The sequence below is a fragment of the Trabulsiella odontotermitis genome, assembly GCF_030053895.1.
Taxonomy (GTDB): Bacteria; Pseudomonadota; Gammaproteobacteria; order Enterobacterales; family Enterobacteriaceae; genus Trabulsiella; species Trabulsiella odontotermitis_C.
In genome coordinates, this window is sequence record NZ_CP125781.1 from 1,052,914 (window position 1) to 1,067,198 (window position 14,285).

13 protein-coding genes are annotated in these 14,285 nt (G+C 54.0%); 8 read left to right on the forward strand and 5 right to left on the reverse strand.

What is annotated here, in order from left to right:
• Positions 1–39 precede the first annotated feature (39 nt).
• Complete coding sequence (locus tag QMG90_RS05140) at positions 40–573, reverse strand: fimbrial protein (protein WP_283282873.1); 534 nt, start codon at positions 571–573, stop codon at positions 40–42.
• A gap of 498 nt (positions 574–1,071) precedes the next feature.
• On the opposite strand from QMG90_RS05140, the gene QMG90_RS05145 reads away from it, so the two are divergent.
• Together QMG90_RS05145 and QMG90_RS05150 are read left to right on the forward strand one after the other, a co-directional pair.
• Positions 1,072–1,773, forward strand: a complete 702-nt coding sequence (locus QMG90_RS05145) for a flagellar brake protein (RefSeq protein WP_283282874.1) — start codon at positions 1,072–1,074, stop codon at positions 1,771–1,773.
• A 42-nt stretch (positions 1,774–1,815) separates the two neighbouring features.
• The gene (locus tag QMG90_RS05150) at positions 1,816–2,418 is read left to right on the forward strand and encodes a helix-turn-helix transcriptional regulator (protein ID WP_283282875.1); all 603 of its coding nucleotides are present in this window, start codon (positions 1,816–1,818) and stop codon (positions 2,416–2,418) included.
• Positions 2,419–2,429: 11 nt separating this feature from the next.
• Here QMG90_RS05150 and QMG90_RS05155 read toward each other — a convergent pair whose 3' ends face one another.
• Both QMG90_RS05155 and QMG90_RS05160 read right to left on the reverse strand, forming a co-directional pair.
• Positions 2,430–3,296, reverse strand: coding sequence for an aldo/keto reductase family oxidoreductase (locus tag QMG90_RS05155; RefSeq protein ID WP_283282876.1), 867 nt, complete (start codon positions 3,294–3,296; stop codon positions 2,430–2,432).
• Positions 3,297–3,423: 127 nt separating this feature from the next.
• Entirely contained in the window at positions 3,424–4,653 is a 1,230-nt protein-coding gene (locus QMG90_RS05160) for an amino acid permease (RefSeq protein ID WP_283282877.1), read from the reverse strand.
• Positions 4,654–4,874: 221 nt separating this feature from the next.
• Here QMG90_RS05160 and QMG90_RS05165 point away from each other — a divergent pair, with 221 nt between their 5' ends.
• The 5 genes from QMG90_RS05165 to QMG90_RS05185 all read left to right on the forward strand — a co-directional run bounded on the left by QMG90_RS05165 (position 4,875) and on the right by QMG90_RS05185 (position 10,958).
• The gene (locus tag QMG90_RS05165; RefSeq protein WP_283282878.1) at positions 4,875–6,056 is read left to right on the forward strand and encodes an acetyl-CoA C-acetyltransferase; all 1,182 of its coding nucleotides are present in this window, start codon (positions 4,875–4,877) and stop codon (positions 6,054–6,056) included.
• Between the two features lie 454 nt (positions 6,057–6,510).
• On the forward strand, positions 6,511–7,347 hold the full coding sequence (gene kduI / locus QMG90_RS05170; RefSeq protein WP_054177570.1) for a 5-dehydro-4-deoxy-D-glucuronate isomerase: 837 nt from the start codon (positions 6,511–6,513) through the stop codon (positions 7,345–7,347).
• Positions 7,348–7,411: 64 nt separating this feature from the next.
• Positions 7,412–8,173 carry a 2-dehydro-3-deoxy-D-gluconate 5-dehydrogenase KduD gene (kduD, locus tag QMG90_RS05175; RefSeq protein WP_283282879.1) on the forward strand — a complete coding sequence of 254 codons (762 nt, stop codon included), beginning with the start codon at positions 7,412–7,414 and terminating at the stop codon, positions 8,171–8,173.
• Between the two features lie 447 nt (positions 8,174–8,620).
• Positions 8,621–9,739, forward strand: coding sequence for an LPS O-antigen length regulator Wzz(fepE) (gene wzz(fepE) / locus QMG90_RS05180; protein WP_283282880.1), 1,119 nt, complete (start codon positions 8,621–8,623; stop codon positions 9,737–9,739).
• Positions 9,740–10,265: 526 nt separating this feature from the next.
• Positions 10,266–10,958, forward strand: a complete 693-nt coding sequence (locus QMG90_RS05185; RefSeq protein ID WP_283282881.1) for an aspartate/glutamate racemase — start codon at positions 10,266–10,268, stop codon at positions 10,956–10,958.
• On the opposite strand, the gene QMG90_RS05190 is transcribed toward QMG90_RS05185, so the two are convergent.
• Positions 10,945–11,880, reverse strand: coding sequence for a LysR family transcriptional regulator (locus tag QMG90_RS05190; RefSeq protein WP_283282882.1), 936 nt, complete (start codon positions 11,878–11,880; stop codon positions 10,945–10,947). The two genes, QMG90_RS05185 and QMG90_RS05190, sit on opposite strands and share 14 nt — an antisense overlap.
• 129 nt (positions 11,881–12,009) lie before the next feature.
• On the opposite strand from QMG90_RS05190, the gene lysA reads away from it, so the two are divergent.
• Complete coding sequence (lysA, locus tag QMG90_RS05195) at positions 12,010–13,272, forward strand: diaminopimelate decarboxylase (RefSeq protein ID WP_283282883.1); 1,263 nt, start codon at positions 12,010–12,012, stop codon at positions 13,270–13,272.
• Here the strand turns inward: lysA and QMG90_RS05200 are convergent.
• Positions 13,242–14,270, reverse strand: a complete 1,029-nt coding sequence (locus QMG90_RS05200; RefSeq protein WP_283282884.1) for a LacI family DNA-binding transcriptional regulator — start codon at positions 14,268–14,270, stop codon at positions 13,242–13,244. The two genes, lysA and QMG90_RS05200, sit on opposite strands and share 31 nt — an antisense overlap.
• Positions 14,271–14,285 lie beyond the last annotated feature (15 nt).

The window sequence follows — 14,285 nt, forward strand, 5'->3', positions numbered from 1 at the left end:
GCGCAGACCATCCCTGGTCCGAATGCACAGTTCCGTGGCTTATTTGTATTCGATGGTAAAGTTGGCGTTGGCGTTCGCGGTACCCGCTTCAACCACCTGGTCGAAAGATTTGTAGCGTGCTTTGAGGTTAAAGGTCGCGGTGCCATCGCTGGCGTTCTGTGAGGACGGAGTAATCGTGACCCACGCTGTGTCGTTGCCAGCGGTCTGGTTGATCGGGATAATTTTCTCGTTGTTATCGAGGATCTCGATACCCACGCCTTTCGCCTGATCCACAGACAGCAGGTTCGGGTTGCCTGCTACAGTCTGGCCGTCAAAACGCAGGGAGTAATCACCCTGTTCGCATTTCTCCAGACTGATGGTGAAAGCTTTAGACGCTGTCACGTCGCCAATGTTGGCAAAAGCGGTCGTCGGGTATTTACCGATGAAAACCTGTTTATCCTGATCGCCGGAGACCACATTACAGGTGGATTTCACGATTTCACCGGTGAATTCAACCTTACCATTGGCTGCATAGGCGTTCATCGCTGTTGCTGACAGGATCAGCGCAGCAGCGGGCAGCAAAATCTTATTCATTTTGACTCCATGTACTGGTTTAGAAAAATGTCCGCATGGACTGATTGGGCGGGAGGAATTTACATTAAGAATTTTCTTAGATTGATTGTTTTGACGATTCGATTTTCAGGAATTAATCGCTCAATGCAATGACTGCTGTTGTTGATTTGTGCCTGGCATGAAACATGTCTTTTACTTTATGCACATTTCGGACATTTATTTGCCGGATTATTTTGCGGTGCAGCGATAATGAATAACCATTCGCATTGTCGTTAATCGATTGATATCAATCGTAGTTCCTGAATCGATAGGCACAAGCAATCATGACGGCAGATATTTTCTGCTACTATGCCGCCATTACTTAATATGTGACGTCTGATTGCCGCTCGCCGATTATTTTATTTCCGCTACGGAAATTATTTTCTTTATTTTTTAGCATCGTTAATTGCCTCTTTTTTTGCTCCATAACACAAGCAGACGAGTAGTGCTTGATACTGGTATCTAAAGGATAATGACAAAATGGATGACGCCTGGGTTAAGCAGGGTCTGTTTGAAATTATTGCGATATTGCGCGAAGCCATGAAAAAGGGCAGTCGCGTGGATGTCCGGGCGAAAGCGCGGACCCTCGCCACCCGTATTCTGCGGTTAGACTCCGCAGGGTTTTTAATCCCGTGGCATGAAGAGTTGTTCAAAGAGGGGCGTACGCTCAGCTTTGCGATTCACGATTATAACGCCAAATATGAATTCAAAACCGGCAAAGCGAAAACGATTACCAGCAATGGCATCAACTACTTATACATCAGGTTTCCCAATGAGATAAATATCACCCAGCGGCGAAAACACTTGCGCCTGTTCCTTGCCAATAAACATCAGTTTTACTGCAGTGGTAAGTTTAATAATGGAGTGCAATACCACTATAATATTAAGGATATTTCCCACGGTGGTTGTGCGCTTATTGTCGAGGACGACGAGCGTGTCGCCTCATTGTGCGGCAGCACATTACGCAATGCCGTGTTTGATTTTGGTGATATCGGCACGATAGTGTCTGATCTCCATGTGATTAATGTCAAACGTATTAAAGAAATAGCCGACGATGAGAGTGAGCGATTTTATATTCATCTCTCGTGCCAGTTTAAGCGTATGAACGAGAATACGCTGCGCAAGCTGGACAATATCATCGTCAAATTACTCCTTGAAGAGAAGCGTCTGCGTCGGTTGTAATCGCTGGCGCGGCGGTTTCCGCCGTCGTTAGAAATGATATTGATGAAACAAATTATCGTCTGGAGCACCATGGATTTTACCGGCGCCGGTCTCCAGTCTGCTATTGCCGTTTCCGGCCTCGAACCGGTATTTGTCTGTTCAATGGCTGCGCTGCAATTTGCTTTACGGGTTTATCCAACGGCGCCGCTGTTTATTAATCTTCTGGGGAATGATTACACGCCCACCGAAAAGATCCTCTGGCTGAATAATCATGTCGACGGGTTTGCCGAAAAACAGGTCGCGCTGCTGCTCAGGCGTCAGCATGAAACCCTGGTGCCGGAGTTGTTGTTGCTGGAAAACTGCCTGATCGTGACGGATAACGTTCGCCTGGTTCAGTTGCACGAAACGCTGCTGCAACTGGTGGTGAATCAGTACCGACCGTATGGCGATGCCCCGACAGCGGAACGCGGGCGCCTTACGCAAATGGAAAAAAGCATTCTGCGGCTGCTGTTGCAGGATGCGGATATTCGCCGGGCCTCGCAACAGCTGGAGATTAACTATAAAACCGCTCAGGGCCACAAGATGCGCGCCATTCGCAAGCTCGGCTTTCGCAACAGCGCGCAGCTCTATAAAAACCTGAACGGGTTTCGGGCGCTCGCCAGTTGAGCGCCCTGGGTTTACGGTTTGATGTTATCCAGTGCGGTTAATGCCCAGTCCGGTAGCTGGAGATCGGCCGCCGCCAGGTTTTCCTGCAGATGCCCCAGCGACGACGTCCCCGGTATCAACAGGATGTTAGGCGAACGCTGCAACAGCCACGCCAGCGCCACCTGCATCGGCGTCGCGCCAAGCTTCGCCGCCACCTCATTCAACTCCCCGGACTGCAACGGCGTAAAGCCGCCGAGCGGGAAGAACGGCACGTAAGGAATATTCTGCGCGGCCAGCGCATCAATCAGTGCGTCGTCCTGACGGTTCGCCACGTTGTAGAAGTTCTGCACACAGGCGACAGGCGTCATTTTCTGCGCATCTGCTACCTGTTTTGCCGTCACGTTGCTGAGCCCGATATGGCGAATCAGCCCGCGTTTCTTCAGGGTGATCAGCGTATCCAGCGGCTCTTCCAGCGGTCCCTCAGCCGGGCCGTGAACATCAAGCATGCTGCGCAGATTCACCACGTCCAGCGCCTCAAGACCCAGGTTCCGCAGATTATCTTCCACAGCCTGCGTCAGTTCGGCGGGTGACATGGCGGGGATCCAGTCGCCTTTGTCATTGCGGCGGGCGCTGACTTTCGTGACGATGCACAGCGACGCCGGATAAGGATGCAGCGCCTTGCGAATCAGCTGGTTGGTGACGTGCGGACCGTAAAAGTCAGACGTATCAATATGGTTAACACCGGCTTCCACCGCCGCCTGTAATACTTTCACCGCCATCCCGGGGTCTTTCGGCGGACCAAATACGCCAGGTCCTGCCAGTTGCATCGCGCCATAGCCCAGGCGATACACTTCACGATCGCCCAAAATATACGTACCAGATTTTTTCACGCTCGACATGGTAACTCCTCTCAGGATGTGAACCGACAGACAGCTGGCTGACAGTGTAACGCGCCGATGGCAGGAAAGGGTACCAGGGAGTGTAACCGAAGATGTGCGTGGCGGCAGGACGCCGCCACGACAGCGGTCAACCGAAGAACATCACCGACACGCAGAGAATGCCGACGATAAGCGTAATCAGGCTGCCCACGGAGCGGTAAGGCTTCAGCGACGGGATCAGGTACGTTGAAAGCGTCGGCATGATAAACAGGATCATGGCGATAAGCGGCCCGCTGATGGCGTAAATCATCGAGATGGCGTTCGGATTGATGCAGCACACCACGAAGGTGATCCCCGAAACCAGCAGGATGGAAACCGCGCGGTTGAACGCCCGGCTTTTATGCACGCCAAACGGGTTAAGTGACGTTTTGACAATTTCGCTGGCGCCTTCAATCACGCCAAAGTAGGTGCCGAGGAACGATTTCGACATAGCCACCACCGCCACGATAATTCCCGACAGCGCCAGCCAGCCGGGGGAGTCCGGCATCATCGACAGCGCGGAAAGGATAGTCACCCCTTCATGTTTTGCCGACTCGATGTAGTTCACCGGAATCGACAGCAGGCAGCTCACCACGAAGAACAGCACGCTCAGGCAGATGATCAGGTACGCCACTTTCATGATTTTTTTGCATTTACCCATGGCCTGATCGCCATATTTTTCCCGCCGATCAATAGCGAAAGTGGAAATGATGGGCGTATGGCTAAAAGCAAAAACCATCACGGGAATCGAGATCCAGACCTGGTGCAGCGTGTGCGCAGTAAATTCCATCTGCCCTGCCAGCAATTGCGGCTGCCAGCTACCGGTCAGCCAGAGCGACAAAAACAGAAAATAGGCAATCAACGGGAATACCAGAAAACCCATCACTTTCAAGGTGATGTGGCGACCCATCAGGAAGATCAGATTCAGCACCAGCACCACGCCTGCGCTCACCATCACCCGCACGGCGGTAGTGACCGGCTGATGTTTTGCCAGTTGCTCAGTGAGTGAATTGGTGATCGCGACAGCGTAGATCAGCACCACCACGAAAAAGGCGATGAAATAAAGCGTTGTAATCAGACTGCCGATTTTTTTGCCGTAATAGTGGCTCACCGCGCCGGTGATCCCGATATTAACAGGCGTGTTTGAGGAGAGAATAAACTGACACAGTGCACGGTGCGGCCAGTACGTCAGCGGCCAGGCGACAAGCGCGGTAATCAGCAGGACAAGGCTCCCGGCGGACCCAAGCTGAATGGGCAGGAAAAGCGTGCCGGCCCCCACAGCGGTGCCATATAAGGCAAAACTCCAGAGAGTCTCTTCTTTAGACCAAATCTTAGACATTATTTGAACGTATCAACCATCGAACCAAAAAAACGGAGTGCAATTTACCATAATTGAGGGGGTGAATGGGTGGATAGTTTTGTGTAAAACGCGTGCAGCGGATCGGTATCGGTGGCCGACGGATCGATGACATGTGATAAATCTCACTTTTTTTAAACAATTGCGAAAATAGTTGATAACAATCATCTACTATGGTGGAGGTTTTTTGCGCTGAGGTAGAGATGAAAGATGTCGTTATCGTCGGTGCGCTGCGAACGCCCATCGGTTGTTTTCAGGGCGCGCTGTCGCGCCATTCCGCCGTTGAACTGGGCAGCGTGGTGGTGAAAGCGCTGGTTGAGCGTACCGGAATCGCCCCCACGACTATCGATGAAGTGATCCTGGGTCAGGTCCTGACGGCCGGTACCGGGCAGAACCCTGCGCGTCAGTCTGCCATCAAAGGCGGACTGCCAAATACCGTTTCTGCCATCACCATTAACGATGTCTGTGGCTCGGGGCTGAAAGCATTGCATCTCGCGACACAGGCGATCCAGTGTGGCGAAGCGGATGTGGTCATCGCTGGCGGGCAGGAGAACATGAGCCGCGCGCCGCATGTGCTCACTGACAGCCGGACCGGTGCGCGACTCGGCAACAGCCAGCTTATCGACAGCCTGGTACATGATGGCCTGTGGGATGCGTTCAACGACTACCATATGGGCGTTACGGCGGAAAACCTGGCGCGCGAATACGGCATCAGCCGCGAACTGCAGGATGCCTGGGCGCTCAGCTCGCAACAAAAAGCCCGGCTGGCGATCGATTCCGGCCGTTTTCGCGATGAGATCGTACCGGTCATGACCACGCCGGAACGTGGCGCGCCACGGTTGATTGATACCGACGAACAACCACAAACCGATGCCAGCGCCGAGGGGCTGGCGCGGTTGTTACCGGCTTTCGAACAATGTGGTTCGGTGACAGCGGGTAACGCCTCGTCGATTAATGACGGCGCGGCGGCGGTGCTGATGATGAGCGAAAGCAAAGCACAGGAGCTGAATCTGCCGGTACTGGCGCGGATCCGCGCCTTTGCCAGCGTCGGCGTTGATCCGGCCCTGATGGGGATCGCCCCCGTCCATGCCACCCGCCGCTGCCTCGAACGCGCAGGCTGGCACCTTAACGACGTTGATCTGATCGAAGCTAACGAAGCCTTTGCGGCGCAGGCGATCTCGGTCGGCAGAATGTTGGAATGGGACGAACGGCGGGTGAATGTGAATGGCGGCGCTATTGCGCTGGGCCACCCGATTGGCGCCTCCGGCTGCCGCATCCTGGTGTCACTGGTGCATGAAATGGTGAAACGGGATGCGCGTAAAGGTCTTGCCACGCTGTGTATCGGCGGCGGACAGGGCGTGGCGCTGGCGGTTGAACGCGAATAATTCCCTAAAAAAAAGCCCTCTAAAAAGAGGGCAAGGCCAGTTACAGAAACACTTACTCAACGATATCTCCGCGATGAACCCTACGGAATCAATCAGCTCGAAACTTATCAAAACACCGTTTCACTTTGTGTGATGCCCGGCGCAAATTCCTGATAAACTCGCACTAATTCATCGCGTTCTGCGCCCGAACTTTGTTTTTCCGCACCCTTTTTCGCCGCCACCGTATTTTTTCAAAGATATTCTAATGCATTGTATTTTATGATATTAATTTTACGCCTTAGCGCAAGGGCGTGATCAATGCAGCATTTCTGACAATCTTCATCGGTAAAATTGAAACGTTGTTTTATTTATAATTGAAAACCCATTTCAGGAGGGGTAGGATGGCGACATATCCAAAGCGGAACTCTGTTTTATTTCGCTTATCCGATCACAAAACACTTTTCTGGAGGTGAACGTGGACGTCAGACAAAGCATCCATAGTGCGCATGCAAAAACGCTTGATACCCAGGGACTGCGCGACGAATTTTTAGTTGAGAAAGTATTTGTCGCGGATGAATACACCATGGTTTACAGCCACATCGACCGCATCATCGTCGGTGGGATCATGCCGGTCAGCAAAACGGTCTCTGTTGGTGGCGAAGTCGGTAAACAGTTGGGTGTCAGCTACTTCCTTGAGCGCCGCGAACTGGGCGTGATCAACATCGGTGGCCCGGGCACGATTACTGTTGACGGCAAATGCTACGAGATTGGTCATCGCGACGCGCTGTACGTCGGCAAGGGCGCGAAAGAGGTGGTTTTCGCCAGCGTTGACCGCGCAAAACCGGCAAAGTTTTATTACAACTGCGCGCCGGCGCACATGACGTATCCAACCAAAAAAGTGACGCCGGCAGACGTTGCGCCCGTCACGCTTGGCGATAATCTCACCAGCAACCGTCGCACCATCAACAAATATTTCGTGCCGGATGTACTGGAAACCTGCCAGCTCAGCATGGGCCTGACGGTGCTGGAGCCGGGCAACCTGTGGAATACCATGCCCTGCCATACCCACGAACGCCGTATGGAAGTGTACCTGTACTTCAACATGGACGATGATGCCTGCGTGTTCCACATGATGGGGCAGCCGCAGGAGACGCGTCACATCGTGATGCACAACGAGCAGGCGGTGATTTCCCCGAGCTGGTCAATCCATTCCGGCGTGGGTACCCGCGCTTACACCTTCATCTGGGGAATGGTAGGCGAAAATCAGGTCTTTGATGATATGGACCACGTCGCGGTAAAAGATCTGCGCTAGTCGCAGGCAGGATACGTTTTAATCATGCCTGAGCAATGCAGGCGCAGTAAGAGTGAGGAATAACATGATTTTGAATGACTTCTCCCTGCAGGGAAAAGTGGCCATCGTGACCGGTTGTGATACGGGTCTGGGTCAGGGGATGGCGCTGGGTCTGGCGGAAGCGGGCTGCGACATCGTCGGGATTAACCTGGTTGAGCCGACTGAAACCATTGAGCGCGTTACCGCGCTGGGGCGTCGCTTCCTGAGCCTGACCGCCGATCTGCGTGCGATTGATCGCGTGCCTGAACTGCTGGAGCGCGCGGTGGCTGAATTCGGCCATGTCGACATTCTGGTCAACAACGCGGGCCTGATCCGTCGTACGGACGCCATCGACTTCAGCGAAAAAGACTGGGACGACGTCATGAACCTGAACATCAAAACGGTGTTCTTTATGTCTCAGGCGGTGGCGAAGCAGTTCATTGCCCAGGGCAAAGGCGGCAAAATCATTAACATCGCCTCCATGCTCTCCTTCCAGGGCGGCATCCGCGTTCCGTCTTATACCGCATCGAAGAGTGCGGTGATGGGTGTAACTCGTCTGCTGGCAAACGAGTGGGCGAAACATGGCATCAACGTTAATGCGATTGCGCCGGGCTACATGGCAACCAACAATACGCAACAGCTGCGTTCGGATGAGCAGCGCAGTGCGGAAATCCTTGACCGTATTCCGGCCGGACGTTGGGGCCTGCCGAGCGATCTGAAAGGGCCGATTGTCTTTTTAGCCTCTCCGGCTTCTGACTACATCAACGGCTATACCATCGCTGTGGATGGTGGCTGGCTGGCGCGCTAATTTCCCGTCGGCCTCATCAACCCTCGCCTGTGGCGGGGGTTTTTTTTCGCCTTTTTTGTGCCTGAAAGGTCATATTATTAATGCCTTTTCTGTAGTGTTAAATGCTATCAATTTCGGTAATGTGAATGGGGAAAATATATTCAGTTAACGAATGCTATTACCGGAATCTGCATTTCGACGGGTATGGCGCAAGGGATTGCGGAAAGGCGATAAAAACAGCAATTATAAATGGTATTTATATAACTAATTGAATTAATTTGAATTATTCATGCATTTCTCTTTTGCTTAACAAAAATTTATCTCAATTGCTGAGACATTGGACCAGAACCCGTAAATAACTACTATTTTTCGTAGCCTGCGATTTGAATTAAAAAAAGCGATTCAGATTATTCTGGATATGAGATATTATTTGCACCTTAAGGGAATTAATCAGAGTTTTCATCTGCCATGTCTTCATTGGAAATCAAATCAAGCAACGTTCCAGAATTTGCGCATTATCCGCCTGCAACCTCGCGTTCCGGGGAGATCGATCTTCTCAGTCTCATTGATACGTTATGGTGTGCGAAGCGGCATATTCTGTCCTGCGTTCTGGGATTCGCCTTCGCCGGGCTTCTGGTCTCTTTCCTGCTTCCGCAAAAGTGGACCAGTAACGCGGTGATTACCCCTGCGGAATCCACGCAATGGAACACCCTGCGCCAGACGCTGGTTAACCTGCAGGTGCTTGATGTGAATACCAGCATCGACCGTGGCGAGGCGTTCAGCCTGTTTATCAAAAAATTCCGTTCCCAGTTGCTGCTGGAAGAGTACATCAAGTCCACACCGATGCTCATGGAGCAGTTTGAGAACACCCAGGTTGACCCAATGGAACTCCACCGGGCGATTGTGGCAATTTCCGAGAAGATGAAAGCGGTCGATGACAGCAGCAACAAAAAGAGCGATCCGCAACCCTATAGCTCCTGGACGCTGAGTTTTACCGCCCCCAATCCGCAGGAAGCGCAAAGCATTCTCGATGGTTACATTCAGTTTGTCGCAAAGCAGGTTGTTGAGCAGACGATGGATGACGTACGCAACGCGCTGGCGCTGAAAACCAAAACCGAGAAAGAAGCGCTCGATCTTGAACGGGCAAAACTCAACAATCTCCATGAAGCGAAAATTAAACGCCTGAATTATTCACTGGAAGTGGCGAAAGCGGCTGGCATTTCGAAGCCGGTTTTCAGCAACGGCCAGGCGGTAAAAGATGACCCTGATTTCTCCGTGTCGCTCGGCGCTGACGGTATCGCCCGTAAACTTGAAATCGAGAAATCCATTGCTGACGTTTCTGAGCTGAACGGCAATCTGCGTAACCGGGAATATGTGTTGGAGCAACTGGAAAAACTGAATATCGAAAACGTGACCTTCCCGGTCTTCAAGTATCAGCTTTCCGCGTCAATGCCGGTGAAAAAAGACGGCCCGGGCAAATCGCTCGTTGTGCTGCTCGCCGCGCTGCTCGGGGGAATGGTAGCCTGTGGTGGCATTCTGCTACGTCAGGCGATGAAAATGCGCGAACCGTCGCTGAAGGTGGTTTGATTTTTGTTATGTGTACATGAGGGTGCATGAGGGTATGGAGAAGGGTTCCGTTCACCTCCATTGCTCTGCTCCTCTGAAACCACACTGCTCATTAATGCCAGGAAGATTCGCTAAAAGAAAAAATCATTAATCGCGCCGATGCCGAAGTGTGGCGGGTCCGGCCGAAAATTGCCGACGTGTTTCCGTAAGGCAGGGAAAGCCCGCAGGGATGCGGGCTTAGGGTGTGGCCTGCATGGATGCAGGCTCACGCCCGGCCCGGCCGCCTGGAGGAATAAGCGGAGGGAACCGCGAAGCGGCAATTTTCCTGCCGGGAGCCGGGATTGTTAAGGGTGCGGCGACGAGCACCCTTAACACGTTCACAGGTATTGCGGTTTCAGAGTGGCAATACACTGGAAGTGAACGGAACCCTTCTCCAGACTCTCATATTCTCTAAAACACCAGATCCGCCGCGGCCCGGCATTTTATTCGCTGGAAAATCCTCCCTCATTTTGTTTCACTGGATGGAATGACATGGTGAGGTTTACGGATGAAAACGATTGGATTACTGGGCGGCATGAGTTGGGAATCAACCATTCCTTATTATCGCCTGATCAATGAAGGTATTAAGCAGCAACTCGGTGGGCTGCATTCGGCGAAAATCGTGCTGCATAGCGTCGATTTCCATGAGATTGAAGTTTGCCAGTCGAGTAATCAGTGGGATAAAGCTGGCGAGATGCTGGCCGATGCCGCGCAGGGGCTGGTAAAGGCGGGCGCCGAAGGGATTGTGCTCTGTACTAATACGATGCACAAAGTCGCAGATGCCGTTGAATCGCGCTGTGCCGTGCCTTTTTTGCATATCGCCGATGCGACCGGGCGGGCGATTGCAAAACAGGGGATGACGCGCGTGGCGCTACTCGGCACCCGCTACACCATGGAACAGGATTTTTATCGCGGGCGGCTGGAATCCGAATTCGGACTGGAAACGTTGATCCCCGACGCCAGCGAGCGCGAGCAGATCAACCGCATCATTTTTGAAGAGCTGTGCCTCGGCAGTTTCACGCAGCCATCACGCGACAGGTACCTGAAAGTGATTGAACGGCTGGCGCTGCAGGGCGCGGAAGGGGTGATCTTCGGCTGCACCGAAATTGGCCTGCTGGTGCCGGTGGAACAAAGCCCGGTGCCAGTTTTTGATACCGCAGCGATCCATGCCGCGGATGCCGTCGAATTTATGCTGTCGTAGCGTGGTTCAGCACCGCGTCCAGCGGTTGCGTGATCAACGACAGGTGAGCCTGTAAGTGCTGCGAAAAGGCCTCGACCAGCGCCGAGGCGGGTCGGTGGAGCGGGCGAATCAGGCTCACGGTAAACGGCACCGCCACGCTGAAGCGGCGCACAACCACGCCGCTGGCGGCATAGTCGAGGGCGGTCATCGGGTTGACCACTGAGATCCCTGCGCCAGCCCGCACCAGCGAGCATACCGATGCCGCGCTGTGCGTTTCCACCACCATTCGCCGCTTCACCTGATGCTCGGTAAACAGCGAGTCAAGTAGCTGACGGTAACTGTCAGTGCGCGACAGACTGATGTAATTTTCGCCATGAAAATCCGCTGGCGTCAGCTCGGTTTTGGCCGCCAGCGGGTGATTGTGCGGTAATACGCAGACTTCATTTAGCGTCAGTAGCGGTGTGCGTTCCGTTCCGGCGGGCGTCTGTAAGGTTTCCGTTAAGCCCAGATCATGGCGCTGGGCGGAAAGCCACTCCTCCAGTAACGGCGATTCCTGCGGCACAATTTGCAGACTTACCTCGGGATAACGCGCCAGAAAAGGCTGTAATAGCGCGGGTAAAAAGGATTGCGAAAAGACCGGCAGACAGACGATGGAGAGTTCGCCCTGGCGAAACTCGCGCAGCCCTTCTGCGGCGCTGATGATCCTGTCGAGCCCGTACCATGAGCGCTGCACTTCCTCGAACAACCGTAGCCCTTGCACTGTTGGGTGCAGACGGCCACGCGAGCGCTCAAACAGGGTTAATCCCAGCACTTTTTCAAAGCGCGCCAGCTCACGGCTGACGGTGGGCTGCGAGGTATTCAGCAGACGCGCCGCCTCGGTCAGATTGCCCGCAGTCATCACCGCATGAAAGATTTCAATATGACGCAGGTTGACCGTCGCCATGGGAAACTCCTGTGAGAACGTAATCCATATCATTTTTGCATAGACTGGCGATAAAACGATATTTTTTATTGCCTTCGTTTTATGGCGTAATCGGGAGAATTTATTATTGATTGATACCCGGAGTTCGCCATGCCACGCCCACTGTACAACACCGATACCAGCCTTAATGCAGAAAACCTGCTGCGCTTGCCCGCGGAATTTGGTTGCCCGGTCTGGGTATATGACGCGCAGATTATCCGCCAGCAAATCGCCCAGCTCAGTCAGTTTGATGTGGTGCGTTTTGCGCAGAAAGCCTGCTCCAACGTGCATATTTTACAACTGATGCGTGAGCAGGGCGTGAAGGTGGATTCCGTGTCGCTGGGCGAAATCGAACGTGCGCTGGTGGCGGGGTTTGATCCGAAAACCCGCCCGGATGACATCGTGTTTACCGCTGACGTGCTGGATAACGAAACCCAGGCACGGGTGGCGGAGCTGGGGATCCCGGTCAACGCCGGTTCGGTGGATATGCTCGAACAACTGGGTGCCGCGTCGCCGGGACATCGCGTCTGGTTACGCATCAACCCAGGCTTCGGGCATGGTCACAGCCAGAAGACCAACACCGGCGGCGAGAACAGCAAACACGGGATCTGGCACAGCGATCTGCCGCTGGCGTTGGCGGCGATCCAACGCTATCAACTGAAGCTGGTGGGCATTCATATGCATATCGGTTCCGGCGTGGATTATGCGCATCTTGAGCAGGTATGCGGCGCGATGGTGGAACAGGTGCTTGCCTTTGGGCAGGATCTGGACGCCATCTCCGCCGGTGGCGGGCTTTCCATCCCTTATCGTGAAGGGGACGAAACCATCGACACACAGCACTACTATGGTCTGTGGAACGCCGCGCGGGAGAAAATCGCGAAGCACCTTGGTCATCCGGTGAAACTGGAGATTGAACCGGGTCGTTTCCTGGTGGCGGAAGCCGGTGTACTGGTGGCGCAGGTTCGCAGCGTGAAAACGATGGGGCGCCGTCACTTTGTGCTGATCGATGCGGGCTTTAACGATCTGATGCGCCCGGCGATGTACGGCAGTTATCACCATATTTCGGCGTTACCGGCGGATGGTCGCGATTTGCGCCATGCGCCGCTGATTGACACCGTGGTGGCCGGACCGCTGTGCGAATCGGGGGACGTCTTTACCCAGCAGGAAGGCGGCAAAGTGGAAACCCGCCCGTTGCCCGCCGTCGTTCCGGGGGATTATCTGGTGCTGCACGATACCGGGGCGTATGGCGCGTCAATGTCATCCAACTACAACAGCCGTCCGCTGCTGCCGGAAGTGCTGTTTGACGGTGGCAAAGCGCGGTTGATCCGTCGTCGTCAGACCATTCAGGAATTGATGGCGCTGGAGCTGTTGTAAGGCCCGACGGTCACCGAATCCCGCAGCACCAGCGTACCGGTGAACGGCGGGATCGTTTCGATCGGTTGATGGTTCGCGAGCTTAATCGCCTGTTCAATGGCCGTCACAATCATGTTGTCGATGGGCAAATAGACCGTCGACAACCCCGGCTCCAGCCATTTTGCGCTTGGCGCATCGTCGAAACCGAACAGGGAAATATCCTGCGGAATGTGCAGCCCCGCCTGGTGCAGCGCTTTTGACGCTCCCAGCGCCATGTCGTCGTTACAGGCGAAGAGGGCGCTGAAGCGGGTGTTGTCGTCCAGCAGTTCGCGGCACAGTTCATAACCGCGCGTCATGCTGGAATCGCCGTATTTCACTTTCGCCGCATCCCACGGAATGCCGTGTTTTTTCAGCGCGTTGCGGTAACCTTCCAGACGTGCTTTCCCGGTCGGTGTGTGAATGGGCACGGTGATGCAGGCGATGTCACGATGGCCCTGTGAGATGAGATATTCCACCGCCTGGAACGCGGCATCCTGCTGTTCGAAGAACACGCAGCGGTCTCTGGCCTGCGCCACATCGCGGTTGATCACCACCAGTGGCATCGGGATCGACTCCACCAGCGCCATGATCGCTTTTTCGCTCATGTAGCGGGTATAGAGAATGATGGCATCGCACTGCCGGTCGGCGAGCATCTGCACTGCCTGCTCTTCCCGCTCCGGAGTGTCGTGACCGTCGGTGACGATCAACTGTTTACCGTGGGATTCCGTCTGCCGCGACGCCTGTTGCAGCAAACGGCCAAAATAGAAGCCGTCGAAGGTGGAAACCACCAGGCCAATGCTGTTGCTGGTTCGGTTAGCCAGAGATCGTGCCAGAAAGTTGGGTCGATAGCCCAGCTCCTCCATCGCCTTAAATACCTGCTGACGGGTGCTCTCTTTCACCTGACCTGTGCCGTTCAGTACGCGGGATACGGTCGCTTTCGACACGCCAGCGCGCAGTGAGACATCCAGCATTGTTGCCATTGTAGATCCCTGATT

Coding starts and splice junctions, on each gene's coding strand:
- kduD (WP_283282879.1), top strand. CDS start 7,412: ATGATTTTGAATGACTTCTCCCTGCAGGGAAAAGTGGCCATCGTGACC.
- QMG90_RS05155 (WP_283282876.1), bottom strand. CDS start 3,296: ATGTCGAGCGTGAAAAAATCTGGTACGTATATTTTGGGCGATCGTGAA.
- QMG90_RS05165 (WP_283282878.1), top strand. CDS start 4,875: ATGAAAGATGTCGTTATCGTCGGTGCGCTGCGAACGCCCATCGGTTGT.
- QMG90_RS05190 (WP_283282882.1), bottom strand. CDS start 11,880: ATGGCGACGGTCAACCTGCGTCATATTGAAATCTTTCATGCGGTGATG.
- QMG90_RS05140 (WP_283282873.1), bottom strand. CDS start 573: ATGAATAAGATTTTGCTGCCCGCTGCTGCGCTGATCCTGTCAGCAACA.
- QMG90_RS05150 (WP_283282875.1), top strand. CDS start 1,816: ATGAAACAAATTATCGTCTGGAGCACCATGGATTTTACCGGCGCCGGT.
- QMG90_RS05160 (WP_283282877.1), bottom strand. CDS start 4,653: ATGTCTAAGATTTGGTCTAAAGAAGAGACTCTCTGGAGTTTTGCCTTA.
- QMG90_RS05200 (WP_283282884.1), bottom strand. CDS start 14,270: ATGGCAACAATGCTGGATGTCTCACTGCGCGCTGGCGTGTCGAAAGCG.
- lysA (WP_283282883.1), top strand. CDS start 12,010: ATGCCACGCCCACTGTACAACACCGATACCAGCCTTAATGCAGAAAAC.
- QMG90_RS05185 (WP_283282881.1), top strand. CDS start 10,266: ATGAAAACGATTGGATTACTGGGCGGCATGAGTTGGGAATCAACCATT.
- QMG90_RS05145 (WP_283282874.1), top strand. CDS start 1,072: ATGGATGACGCCTGGGTTAAGCAGGGTCTGTTTGAAATTATTGCGATA.